At 65.8% G+C, this 11,695-nt stretch carries 11 protein-coding genes; 7 read left to right on the forward strand and 4 right to left on the reverse strand.

Annotated elements, in window-relative coordinates; all coding sequences use genetic code 11:
• Positions 1–132: 132 nt before the first annotated feature.
• The 3 genes from ACI2JH_RS10190 to ACI2JH_RS10200 are packed head-to-tail and all read left to right on the forward strand — an operon-like array spanning position 133 to position 3,539.
• Complete coding sequence (locus tag ACI2JH_RS10190; RefSeq protein ID WP_101100860.1) at positions 133–927, forward strand: thiazole synthase; 795 nt, start codon at positions 133–135, stop codon at positions 925–927.
• Positions 927–1,661: a tRNA (guanosine(46)-N7)-methyltransferase TrmB gene (gene trmB / locus ACI2JH_RS10195; protein WP_404736118.1), complete on the forward strand. Its 735-nt coding sequence runs from the start codon at positions 927–929 to the stop codon at positions 1,659–1,661. Before ACI2JH_RS10190 ends, trmB begins: the two co-directional genes overlap by 1 nt.
• Positions 1,662–1,691: 30 nt before the next feature.
• Positions 1,692–3,539 carry an SLC13 family permease gene (locus ACI2JH_RS10200; protein ID WP_101100864.1) on the forward strand — a complete coding sequence of 616 codons (1,848 nt, stop codon included), beginning with the start codon at positions 1,692–1,694 and terminating at the stop codon, positions 3,537–3,539.
• 98 nt (positions 3,540–3,637) lie between these two features.
• Here ACI2JH_RS10200 and ACI2JH_RS10205 read toward each other — a convergent pair whose 3' ends face one another.
• On the reverse strand, positions 3,638–3,973 hold the full coding sequence (locus ACI2JH_RS10205) for a Rieske (2Fe-2S) protein (RefSeq protein ID WP_101100866.1): 336 nt from the start codon (positions 3,971–3,973) through the stop codon (positions 3,638–3,640).
• Between the two features lie 181 nt (positions 3,974–4,154).
• Between ACI2JH_RS10205 and ACI2JH_RS10210 the strand changes: the two genes are divergently transcribed.
• The 4 genes from ACI2JH_RS10210 to ACI2JH_RS10225 all read left to right on the forward strand — a co-directional run bounded on the left by ACI2JH_RS10210 (position 4,155) and on the right by ACI2JH_RS10225 (position 7,338).
• Positions 4,155–4,430 carry a hypothetical protein gene (locus ACI2JH_RS10210; RefSeq protein ID WP_182657403.1) on the forward strand — a complete coding sequence of 92 codons (276 nt, stop codon included), beginning with the start codon at positions 4,155–4,157 and terminating at the stop codon, positions 4,428–4,430.
• Positions 4,431–4,553: 123 nt separating this feature from the next.
• Entirely contained in the window at positions 4,554–5,261 is a 708-nt protein-coding gene (locus tag ACI2JH_RS10215; protein WP_404736119.1) for a fumarylacetoacetate hydrolase family protein, read from the forward strand.
• Positions 5,262–5,315: 54 nt separating this feature from the next.
• A complete protein-coding gene (gene mscL / locus ACI2JH_RS10220; protein ID WP_404736120.1) occupies positions 5,316–5,729 on the forward strand; it encodes a large-conductance mechanosensitive channel protein MscL in 414 nt (137 codons plus the stop codon).
• Between the two features lie 187 nt (positions 5,730–5,916).
• A complete protein-coding gene (locus ACI2JH_RS10225) occupies positions 5,917–7,338 on the forward strand; it encodes a M28 family peptidase (RefSeq protein WP_101100874.1) in 1,422 nt (473 codons plus the stop codon).
• 53 nt (positions 7,339–7,391) lie between these two features.
• On the opposite strand, the gene ACI2JH_RS10230 is transcribed toward ACI2JH_RS10225, so the two are convergent.
• From ACI2JH_RS10230 to ACI2JH_RS10240, 3 genes are all read right to left on the reverse strand, one after another.
• Entirely contained in the window at positions 7,392–8,861 is a 1,470-nt protein-coding gene (locus ACI2JH_RS10230) for an alanine/glycine:cation symporter family protein (protein WP_404736121.1), read from the reverse strand.
• A 404-nt stretch (positions 8,862–9,265) separates the two neighbouring features.
• Positions 9,266–10,099 carry a TrmH family RNA methyltransferase gene (locus ACI2JH_RS10235; protein ID WP_101100878.1) on the reverse strand — a complete coding sequence of 278 codons (834 nt, stop codon included), beginning with the start codon at positions 10,097–10,099 and terminating at the stop codon, positions 9,266–9,268.
• A complete protein-coding gene (locus ACI2JH_RS10240; RefSeq protein ID WP_404736122.1) occupies positions 10,100–11,605 on the reverse strand; it encodes an alanine/glycine:cation symporter family protein in 1,506 nt (501 codons plus the stop codon).
• Between the last annotated feature and the right edge of the window lie 90 nt (positions 11,606–11,695).

Raw genomic sequence — 11,695 nt, forward strand, 5'->3', positions numbered from 1 at the left:
GCAGGCTGAAGCATGACGACCAACGCTCGCTCCCCCGAAACAGAAGCAGACGGCCAGCGCGTGACTACCGGGCGCGTCAACGCCCGCGTGCGGCGAGCCCCGGCGCCGGTTACCCCATGCGATAATCGCGTCATGAACCATCACGCCCCCTCTGATTCGCTGGTCATCGCCGGCAAGACCTACGCCTCGCGCCTGCTCACCGGCACCGGCAAGTTCAAGGATCTGGAAGAAACCCGCGCGGCCACCGAAGCCGCCGGCGCGCAGATCGTCACCGTCGCCATCCGCCGCACCAACATCGGCCAGAACCCGGGCGAACCGAACCTGCTGGACGTGCTGCCGCCGGACCGCTTCACCATCCTGCCCAACACCGCCGGCTGCTATACCGCCGAAGACGCGGTGCGCACCTGCCGGCTGGCGCGGGAGCTGCTCGATGGCCACAACCTGACCAAGCTGGAAGTGCTCGGCGACCAGAAGTCGCTGTATCCGGACGTGGTCGCCACGCTGAAGGCGGCCGAGATGCTGGTGAAAGACGGCTTCGAGGTGATGGTCTATACCTCCGACGACCCGATCCTGGCCAAGCGCCTGGAAGAGATCGGCTGCGCGGCGGTGATGCCGCTGGCCGCGCCGATCGGATCCGGGCTGGGCATCCAGAACAAGTACAACCTGCTGCAGATCATCGAAGACGCCAAGGTGCCGATCATCGTGGACGCCGGCGTGGGTACGGCCTCCGATGCGGCCATCGCGATGGAGCTGGGCTGCGATGGCGTGCTGATGAATACCGCCATTGCCGGCGCGCGCCACCCGGTGCTGATGGCCAGCGCGATGCGCAAGGCAGTCGAAGCCGGCCGTGAAGCCTTCCTGGCCGGCCGCATCCCGCGCAAGCGCTATGCCAGTGCCTCTTCCCCCATTGATGGATTGATCGGCTGATGACCGACCCGTTTTCCAGTAACGGCTCCAAGGCTCCGGCCAAGCCGTTCACCGTCCACGAAGGACGCCGCGAGATCCGCAGCTTCGTGCTCCGCCAAGGCCGCTTCACCCCGGCGCAGCAGCGTGCATTCGATGAGCGCTGGCCGCGTTTCGGCCTGGATTTCAGCGGTGAAGTGCGTGATCTTGCCGCAACCTTCGGCCGCGATGCGCACAAGGTGATGGAGATCGGCTTCGGCAATGGCGTGGCACTGCGCTTCGCTGCCCAGCAGGATCCCAACCGCGATTACATCGGCATCGAAGTCCACGCCCCCGGTGTGGGCAGGCTGCTGAACGCGCTGGCCGACGACGATGTCGACAACGTGCGGCTGTACCACCACGACGCGGTGGAAGTGCTGGAAAAGGAAATCGCCGACGGCGCGCTGGATGAAGTGCGCATCTATTTCCCGGATCCGTGGCACAAGAAGCGCCACAACAAGCGTCGCCTGCTGCAGCCGGCGTTCGCCGAACTGCTGGTGCGCAAGCTGCGCCCCGGTGGTCGGCTGCACTGCGCCACCGATTGGGAAGACTACGCCGAGCAGATGTGGGACGTGCTCGACGCCACCGCCGGGCTGGTCAACCGGGCCGGCCCACGCGGCCAGGTACCGCGTCCGGAATGGCGGCCGCAGACCCATTTCGAGACCCGCGGCCAGAAACTCGGCCATGGCGTCTGGGACCTGTTGTACGACCGCACCTGACCCCCTGACACCGACCGGATCGCGCCCCCCATGGAAACCGCGCTGACGCTGACCACCGATATGAAGCTCGTCCTCGGGCTGGTCGGTTTCACGATGGCGATGTTCCTGTTCGAGCGCATCCGCGCCGACGTGGTCGCGCTGGTGGTGCTGGTGGTGCTGGGCGTCACCGGCCTGATCGCGCCGGAAGAAATCTTCGGTGGTTTCTCCGGTAACGCGGTGATGAGCATCATCGCCACCACCATCCTGGGCGCGGGCCTGGACCGCACCGGCGCACTGAACCGGCTGGCCGCCTGGCTGCTGCGACGCGGCCACGGGGTGGAACAGCGGCTGCTGATCATGACCACCGCGATCGCCGGCTTGAACTCCTCGTTCATGCAGAACCCTTCGGTGATGGCGCTGTACCTGCCGGTGGCCTCGCGGCTGGCCGCGCGCACCGGACTGACCCTGCAGCGCCTGCTGCTGCCGATCGCCGCGGCCATCGTGATGGGCGGTGCGCTGACCATGGTCGGCAACTCGCCGCTGATCCTGCTCAACGATCTGCTGGCTTCGGCCAACAACAACCTGCCTTCGGGCCTGGCCACCATCGAACCGCTGCGGATGTTCGCCCCGCTGCCGATCGGCGTGGCCCTGCTGGTGGCCGCGCTGCTGTACTTCCACTTCTATGGCGACCGCAAGCTGGTGGAAGAGGAAACGCTGGCCAATGACGGGGTGACCCCGGCGCGTACGGAGAGCTACTTCGCCAAGACCTACGGCATTGAAGGCGATGTCTTCGAACTGGTGGTCACCGCCGAAAGCCCGATGGTCGGCATGACCCTGGGCGAGGCCGAAACCCTGCACGATGCGCCGCTGCTGCTGGCGCTCAAGACCGGCAACGACACCCGCCTGGCGCCGCCGGCGGAGATGCGCATCTGGGTGGGCAGCGTGATCGGGGTGATGGGGTCGCGCCAGCTGGTCAGCGATTTCGCGCAGAACCAGTTCCTGCGCATGTCCTCGCGGCTCAAGCACCTGGGCGACCTGTTCAACCCCAGCCGTGCCGGTATTTCCGAAGCGGTGGTGCCGCCGACGTCGGACGTGATCGGCAAGAGTGCGGCCGAACTGCGCCTGCGCAAGGAGCGCGGCCTGAGCCTGCTGGCGATCAACCGCGACAAGCAGGTGATCCGCGAGGATGTGCGCGATGTGCAGCTGCGCGCCGGTGACATGCTGGTCTTCCACAGCATCTGGACCGACCTGGCGCAGGCAGCGCGCGGCCGCGAGTTCGTCATCGTCACCGACTACCCGAAGGGCGAACAGCGCCCGCACAAGTTCAAGATCGCGATGAGCATCTTCGCGCTGACCATCCTGATCGCGCTGACCTCCAAGCTGCCGGTGGCGCTGACCCTGATGACCGGCGTGGCCGGCATGCTGCTGACCGGCGTGCTGCGCATGGACGAGGCCTACGCATCGATCAACTGGAAGACCGTGTTCATGATGGCCGGGCTGATTCCGCTGGGCTGGGCGATGGATTCCAGTGGCGCGGCCGCCTGGGTGGCCGGGCACACCATCGACAGACTGCCCGAAGGCATCCCCTTGTGGGTGCTGGAAGTGGCGCTGGCGCTGCTGACCACGGCGTTTTCGCTGGTGATAAGCCACGTTGGGGCGACCATCGTGATGGTGCCGATCGCGGTCAATCTGGCGTTGGCCGCCGGCGGCAATCCCACCGCATTCGCCTTGATCGTGGCGCTGTCAGCGTCCAACAACCTGATGACCGCCTCCAATCCGGTGATTTCGATGATCACCGGCCCGGCCAATTACACCCCGCGCGAGCTGTGGCGGGTCGGCGCACCGTTGTCGCTGGTCTATACGATGGTGGTGGTAGCGATGATCAACATCATGTTCTGAGGCGGCGGTGCTGACGGCCTGCCCTGGTGGGTGACGACCGTTGGTCGTCACGCTGTCGCGAGCCGGTAGCGACGGCCGCTGGCCGTCATCCCCCGCGCTCAATCCGCCAGGAACACCTGTCCATCACGCACCTGCAGCGGCACCGCACGCAGCCGATCACCCTTGCACGGTCCGGCTACGCATTCACCACTGTCCAGTGCAAACGAGGCGCCATGCGCGGCGCAGACCAGATGGCCTTCACGGCTTTTCAGGAACTGTCCCGGCGCCCAATCCAGCCGTCGGCCGGCGTGCGGGCAGATGTTGAGGAAGCCGCGCACGCTGTCACCGTCACGATGGATCACCAGCGATTCCGCGTCACCCTCGATCAGCACCTCAGTCTCGGCGAAGCCGCCGTCGGCAACGGTTTCGAGGGCGATCAACGGCTGGTCGGTCATTTCTGACTCTGCTTTAGAAAGAACTCCGATTGTCGCACGCCTGTGTTTGTGGCTGGATGTCACATGAACGCAAGTCCTTGATCTGCAATGAACAGCCCTGCGGATTAACGATTTTTTCACTCAGTGGAAGAGTCCCGCCGCGATACTGGTTGCTCGCTGATTTCAGCCTGGTGAGTTACCGATGATCAACCGCACCTTCCAGTTCGGCCAGTTCCGCACCCTGTTTGCGCCGCGCAAGCCGCGTCATCCGTTGGTGCGCGTAGCGGTGGGTCTGCTCGGCGTCGCCATCCTGGGCGTGATGGTGTTCGTTGGTGTGTTCGTGGGTGCGGCGATGATCATGGCCGGCCTGGCCTGGAAGCTGCTGGCACAGCGCAAGACGCCCGCACGGGCGGTTGACGCCAACGTGGTGGAAGGCGAGTACCGCGTTGTGCGCAAGCCGGCGTTGCCGACGCACTGATCCGTTGGGTGGTAGGTGGTAGGTGGTGGGTGACGACCGTTGGTCGTCACGGCTGATTACCGCTGCGCTCGCCGAGCATGGTGCGGCGCTACACTGCGACGACCTGATCGTTAGGACGTGCGCATGACCGATGTAATTCCTGCCCAGCCCATCCCCCGCATCCCGGTAGTGGGCGGCGGCACCTTTCCGGTGCACCGCATCTACTGCGTGGGCCGCAATTTCGCCGACCACGCCAAGGAAATGGGCGCGGCAGTGCCGGACGCAGCGGCACGCGGCAAGCCGATGTTCTTCAGCAAACCGGCCGATGCCATCGTGGTCGGCCACGACGATGTGATCCCCTACCCGCCTTCCACCACTGACCTGCACCACGAGGTGGAACTGGTGGTGGCCATCGGCGTGGATGCGCCCGAAGGCGTGCTGCCGGTCGAACAGGCGCTGTCGCTGGTGTACGGCTATGCCGTCGGCCTGGACCTGACCCGCCGCGACCTGCAGGCCGCAGCCAAGCAGAAGGGCCATCCGTGGGATACCGCGAAGGGCTTCGATGCCTCCGCACCGATCAGCGAGATCGTGCACGCCGGTGAAGTGGGTGACCTGGCCGCACTCAACCTGTCGTTGGAAATCAATGGCGAAGTGCGCCAGCAATCGCTGCTGGACCAGATGATCTGGACCGTGCCGGAGATCCTGCACGAGCTGTCCCAGCTGTGGCAACTGCGCGCCGGCGATCTGGTGTTCATGGGCACCCCGGCCGGTGTGGCCGCTTTGCAGCCGGGCGACCTTTTCAGTGCACGCCTGGAGAACGTCGGCGAGCGCCACGGCGTCATCGCGGGCTGACGTCGGCTGCGTTAGCCTTCAACGCGAACACCCCACTTTTTTCAGGAGATCTCAATGGGATTCATCACTGAGTTCAAGGACTTCGCCACGCGTGGCAACGTCATCGACCTGGCCGTCGGTGTGGTCATCGGCGCGGCCTTCGGCAAGATCGTCACCGCGCTGGTGGAGAAAATCATCATGCCGCCGCTGGGGTGGGTGATCGGCCAGGTGGATTTTTCCGACCTGGTCTGGACACTGGCGCCGGCACGCATCGCCGCCGATGGCGCGGAGATCCCGGCCGTGGTGATCGGCTACGGTGATTTCATCAATACCCTCATCCAGTTCGTGATCGTGGCCTTCGCGATCTTCCTTGTGATCAAGGGCATCAATCGCCTGTCGAAGAAGAAAGAATCCGCGCCCAAGGGCCCGAGCGAAGAAGTGCTGCTGCTGCGCGAAATCCGCGACAAGCTGTCCGGCCCGCAGGCCTGATCGGCTACCGGGTGCGACACGGGGTCAGGTTCCTTTGCGCGACAGAGGAACCTGCCCCGTTCTGCAGGTCCCCTTTGCGCCATCTGTCCGGTTCTGCTCATTTCCGATGGACATGACCTAGGGCCCATGCACCCGGCAACGACGCTGCTAAGCTCAGACGCTTATGCCCCCTGCCGGAGTCCTCTCCATGCGCCGCCGCGTTCTCGCCATCGCCTCTTCCCTTGCCCTGCTGGCCTCACCGGCGTTCGCTGCGCCACGCATCACCACCCTGCCCCCGGCGTCGCTGGACGCCGCAGCCCAGCTGCGCGAACAGGCCTTGGCCGACGACACCGGCTGGAAGGTAGTGGAATCGCTCACGACGGAAATCGGTCCCCGCATCGCGGGCAGTGAGGCCGATGCCCGTGCCGTGGCCTGGGCCGAAGCACGCTTCAAGGCACTGGGTTTCGACAAGGTCTGGAAGGAACCGGTGACCTTCCCCAAGTGGGAACGCCGTAGCGAACACGCCGCCGTGGTGGGCGCGCATGCGCAGCCGCTGGCGATCACCGCACTGGGCGGCAGCCCCGGCGGAAAGGTGCAGGCCGAAGTGGTGCGCTTTGCCGACCTGGCCGCGCTGCAGGCCGCACCGGCCGGTTCGTTGCAGGGCAAGATCGCCTTTGTCGATTACCAGATGCTGCCGTTCCGCGATGGCCGCGACTACGGCCGCGGCGGCGCGATCCGCAGCAAGGGACCCTCCGAGGCCATCCGCAAGGGCGCCGTTGGCTTCCTGATGCGATCGGCCGGCACCGATTCCCACCGCGTCCCGCATACCGGCATCACCCGCTATGACGATGGGCTGACTCCGGTGCCGTCGGCCGCCTTGTCCGTGCCCGATGCCGACCAGCTGGCGCGCCTGGTCGCGCGCGGCACCACCACCGTGAGCCTGGCGCTGGATTGCGGGTGGGATGGCACGGCGACGTCCTACAACGTGATCGGCGAGATCACCGGGCGCACGTTGCCCAAGGAAGTCGTGGTGATCGGCGGCCACCTGGATTCCTGGGATCTGGGCACCGGCGCCATCGACGATGCGGCCGGCGTGGGCATCACCATGGCGGCGGGGCACCTGATCGGGCAGTTGAAGCAGGCACCCAAGCGCAGCATCCGGGTGGTCGCCTTCGCCAACGAGGAACAGGGTCTGTACGGCGGCAAGGCCTATGCCGAAGCGCACGCCAAAGACATCGTGCTGCACCAGTTGGCGGCCGAAAGCGACTTCGGCGCCGGCCGTATCTACGCCTTCAATACCGGATCGCCGAACCCGGAAGGATCGCGTGAGGCGACCCGCCAGATCGCCGAGGTACTCAAGCCGTTGGGCATCGAGTACGTGCCCGACAAAGGCGGCCCGGGCCCGGACATCGGCCCGCTCGCTGCCAAGGGTGGCGCGTGGGCATGGCTGGCGCAGGATGGGACGGATTACTTCAACCTGCATCACACCGCAGACGACACGCTGGACAAGATCGACCCAAAGGCGCTGGCGCAGAACGTGGCTGCCTATACCGTGTTCGCCTACCTGGCCGCCGATGCCGATGGCAGCTTCGGCAGCGAGGCCAAGGCGACCGTGCCCCCGGGCGAATAAACGACCCGGACCACGGACCACTGCGCCCGGGCCGAACCCCGGGCGCACGATGCCTAGCGCATGCCTGCGGCAATGCGCTGCCACAAGCCGGCCCCCTTGATGCCCAACCGATCAGGATCGAATACCGGGTCGATGCCCGCCTTGCGGCTGTTTTCATAGTCGCGCAGTGCAGCCAGTGCCGGCTTGTGCAGCAGCAGGATGGCGATGATGTTGAGCCAGCTCATCATGCCCACGCCGATGTCGCCCAGAGTCCAGGCAAGCGTTGCGCTGTTGATGGCCGAGTAAGCGGCCAGCGCCAGGAACAGCGCGCGGAAGGCGTTGACGACCCACCCCGATGGTTTGTCGCGGCACAGGTAACTGATGTTGGTATCGCCCATGTAGTACAGCGCCAGGATCGTGGTGAAGGCGAAGGGCAGGATCGCCAGCGCCACGAACGACTTGCCGAATCCCGGCAACGCCGATTCCACCGCGTGCTGCACGAAGCGCGGCCCCGCTTCCATGCCCGGCAGGTTGTCCAGCAGCATCCGGGCCTGGTCGGGTACGCCGTTCACCGCCGGATCGTAGACGTTGTACATGCCGGTGGACAGGATCAGGAACGCCGTGGCGCTGCACACCACCATGGTGTCGATGTAGACCGAGAATGCCTGCACCAGGCCCTGCTTGACCGGATGGGAGACCTCGGCCGCTGCCGCCGGGTGGGCGCCACTGCCCATGCCGGCTTCATTGGACAGCACGCCACGGCGCACGCCCCACTGGATCGCCACGCCGATCATCGCGCCGAAGGTGGCATCCACGCCAAAGGCACTGCGCATGATCAGCGAAAGTACTTCCGGAACACGCTCGTAGCTGAGCAGCATCACCATCAGCGCCACCAGCAGGTAGGCGGTGGCCATCAGCGGCACGATCCACTGGGTGACCGCGGCGATGCGGCGCACCCCACCGAAGATGATCAGTGCCAGCAGCAGTACCACGGCCCCTGCGCTGGCCTGCACGGGGAGGCCCCAGGCTTCCTGCAATGCACTGCTGATCGCATTGGACTGGGTGCCGGCCAGCATCGCCGAGGCGGCGACCGTGCACAGCGCGAAGATCACCGCGTACCAACGCTGCCCCAGGCCCTTTTCCATGTAGTACGCCGGGCCGCCGCGATACTGGCCGCGTGCGTCGCGTTGCTTGTAGATCTGGGCGAGCGTGGATTCGACGAACGCGCTGGATGCGCCGAAGAATGCCACCACCCACATCCAGAAAATGGCGCCGGGCCCGCCAAAGGCGATGGCCATCGCGACACCAGCGATGTTGCCCACTCCGACCCGGCTGGACAGCGAGATGTTCAGCGCCTGGAACGGGGACAGGCCTGATTCCGACGCGCGGTGCTTGAACATCAGCCGCAGCATTTCCGGCAACGCACGCAGCTGGATGAAGCGCGTGCGAATACTGAAGTACAGGCCACCCAGCAGGCACAGCGCGACCAGGTACGGACTCCAGACGATAGCGACGACAGCGCCAACGATCGACTCAATGTTCACGACTCAACTCCATGAGGCAGAGGGGGTGGTGTCCACACTGCCCAGCGCAGGAAGCGCCAACAATCAGGAAAGCTGTGAAATTCGCGCTGAAGGAGGGACGCCCCCGTGGTGGGCATTGGCGCGGTCGAAGCGGCCTGGATCCATCCTTGGCCGCAGAGCGGCAGCGACGTGGCCTGCGTGCAGGTGCTGCTGACGCCGCGGCCAACGAAGGCTGACACGGGCAGGCGAAAAAGAGCCCGGCCGTGAAGTCGGCCGGGCTGCCGCAGCGACCCATCCCACGCGACGGGCGGCATCCAGCGGATGCACCGGCCAACAACACCGCATCGGAGAGGCAATGCGATGCCGCGCCTACAGCGTGCTATCCGCTTCGGCTGCCGGCCATGGGATGAAAGACAAGCGCGGGGTCAGGCAATACGGGAACGCGCCCACTGGGCCAGCAGCACGGCCGTTGCCGACGCCACATTGAGGCTTTCCACCGCCCCGCTGCCGGGAATCGAGACCTGCAGGTCACACGCCGCGGCCAGGGCCCGGTCCATGCCTTCGGCTTCGGCACCCATCACGTAGACCAGTCGCTGCGGCAGGTCGGCAGCGAACACGTTGCTGCCCCCTTCGACCAGGGTAGCTGCGAGGCTGAAGCCGGCCTGGCGCAGCTGCGCCATCGCCTCGGCGGTGGCCGGCAGCTGCACCAGCGGCACCGCTTCGGCACCGCCTTCAGCCACGCGTGCGGCAGCGCCGGAAATGCCCAGCGTGCTGCCTTCAGCCAGCAGCAGCCCACCGACGCCGAAATGCGCTGCCGAGCGCAGGATCGCGCCCAGGTTGTGCGGGTTGCCCACGCCGTCCAGCCACAGCGCCAGCACCGGGCCTTCGGGCAACTGCTGCAGCCACTGCGACAGCTCAAGCACCGGTGCGCGCTGCACATCGGCCACCACGCCTTCGTGGTGGGTGGTGCCGGACAGCTTGTTCAGGTCCCCGTCTTCCACCACGCGATAGCCGATCCGGTTGGCCACGCACCACTTCAGCAGCGGCTGCATGCGCGGGATCAGGCCTTCCAGCAGGTAGATCTTGCGGACCGCCTGCGGGCGCTGGTTGAAGGCGGCCAGCACGGCATTGACGCCGAACAGGCGCAGTTCGTCGCCATTGCCGCGCGCTGCCGGCGTCGCCGGCGCATCAGCGCGCGGCAGCGGGGTGGCGCGCGGCGGACGCGCGGACGGACGACGGTTGTTCCAGGGGTTGTTCACTTACGCTGCTTCCTGTTTCTTCTGCCAGAAATCGGCATTCTTGATGCCCAGTGCGACAGGGTCGAAGGTCGGGTCAAGGCCCAGCTTCTTCTGCCGCTCATAATCACGCAGGGCAATCATCGCAGGCTTCTGCACGATGAGGATCGCCACGATGTTCAGCCAGGCCATCAGGCCGACGCCGATATCGCCCAGCGCCCAGGCCAGCTGTGCGTTGTGCACGGCACCGAAGACCACCATGCCGATGATGCCCAGCCGCAGCACCAGCACCGTCAGCGGACGCTTGGCGTTGCTGTTGAGGTAGGTCAGGTTGGTTTCGGCCATGTAGTAATAGGCCATGATCGTGGTGAAGGCGAAGAAGAAGATCGCCACCGCCACGAACGCCGCACCAAAACCGGGGATGACGCTTTCCACGGCGGCCTGCGCGTAGCCGGCGCCTTCGGCGATGCCGGCAAGCCCCTGGAAGATGGGCGCCGCACCGGCTTCCGGCGAGTACACGTTGTAGGTACCGGCCGCCAGGATCAGGAAGGCGGTGGACGTGCATACCATCATGGTGTCGAAGTAGACCGCGAAGGCCTGCACGTAGCCCTGCTTGGCCGGATGGGAAACCTCCGAGGCGGCTGCGGCGTGCGGTGCCGTGCCCTGGCCCGCTTCATTGGCGTAGATGCCGCGCTTGACGCCCCACTCCACCGCCAGGCCCATCATCGCGCCGAACGCGGCATGGGTTCCGAACGCGCTGTCGAAGATGATGCCGAACATTTCCGGCACGCGCTCGGCATTGAGCACCATGATGGTGATGGCCATCAGGATGAAACCGGCGGCCATGAACGGCACCACGATTTCCGCAAAGCTGGCGATGCGCTTGACGCCGCCGAAGATGACCACGCCCAGCAGCAGCGCGACCGCCACGCCGATGCCGAGTTTCATTGCCTGCACCTGCTCCATGCCGAACACCTGGCCGTCCAGCGGGCCGCACAGGGCGCCACCGCGGCAGGCGTTGACGATGCTGTCGGCGATGGCATTGGCCTGCACGCCGGGCATCAGGAAGCCGGCGGCGACGATCGTGGCCAGCGCGAAGGCCATCGCATACCACTTCAGGCCCATGGCCTTTTCGATGTAGTAGGCCGGGCCGCCACGGTAGCGTCCTTCGGCGTCCTTGGTCTTGTAGATCTGCGCCAGCGTGCATTCGATGTAGGACGTGGAGGCGCCCAGGAAGCCCATCACCCACATCCAGAAGATGGCGCCGGGGCCACCGAAGGCGATGGCGGTGGCGACGCCGGCGATGTTGCCGATGCCCATGCGGCCGGCCATCGACATGGCCAGCGCCTGGAACGAGGACACGCCGGCATCGGACTTCTCGCCGGACACGGTAAGCCGGCACATTTCGAAGAACCCGCGGATCTGCATGAAACGGGTCCGGGCACTGAAATACAGGCCGGCGGCAAGGCACATGAAGATCAGCGCCTTGCTCCAGATGATGCTGTTGATGAAATGTACGGCTGCTTCCACGCGCTCTCTCCAGTCGGCGGAACAAGGGACGTCCCGTCGGCTGAAGGGAACCGGGTTGATTCTAGCTGGCGAATGGAACTCTTGGTGGGT

The organism is Stenotrophomonas sp. NPDC078853, assembly GCF_044901215.1.
In the GTDB taxonomy this organism is placed as follows: Bacteria; Pseudomonadota; Gammaproteobacteria; order Xanthomonadales; family Xanthomonadaceae; genus Stenotrophomonas; species Stenotrophomonas lacuserhaii.

Bases quoted from the DNA above. Each gene is read 5' to 3' on its own strand.
- ACI2JH_RS10190 (WP_101100860.1), top strand. From the start codon at position 133: ATGAACCATCACGCCCCCTCTGATTCGCTGGTCATCGCCGGCAAGACC.
- trmB (WP_404736118.1), top strand. From the start codon at position 927: ATGACCGACCCGTTTTCCAGTAACGGCTCCAAGGCTCCGGCCAAGCCG.
- ACI2JH_RS10200 (WP_101100864.1), top strand. From the start codon at position 1,692: ATGGAAACCGCGCTGACGCTGACCACCGATATGAAGCTCGTCCTCGGG.
- ACI2JH_RS10205 (WP_101100866.1), bottom strand. From the start codon at position 3,973: ATGACCGACCAGCCGTTGATCGCCCTCGAAACCGTTGCCGACGGCGGC.
- ACI2JH_RS10210 (WP_182657403.1), top strand. From the start codon at position 4,155: ATGATCAACCGCACCTTCCAGTTCGGCCAGTTCCGCACCCTGTTTGCG.
- ACI2JH_RS10215 (WP_404736119.1), top strand. From the start codon at position 4,554: ATGACCGATGTAATTCCTGCCCAGCCCATCCCCCGCATCCCGGTAGTG.
- mscL (WP_404736120.1), top strand. From the start codon at position 5,316: ATGGGATTCATCACTGAGTTCAAGGACTTCGCCACGCGTGGCAACGTC.
- ACI2JH_RS10225 (WP_101100874.1), top strand. From the start codon at position 5,917: ATGCGCCGCCGCGTTCTCGCCATCGCCTCTTCCCTTGCCCTGCTGGCC.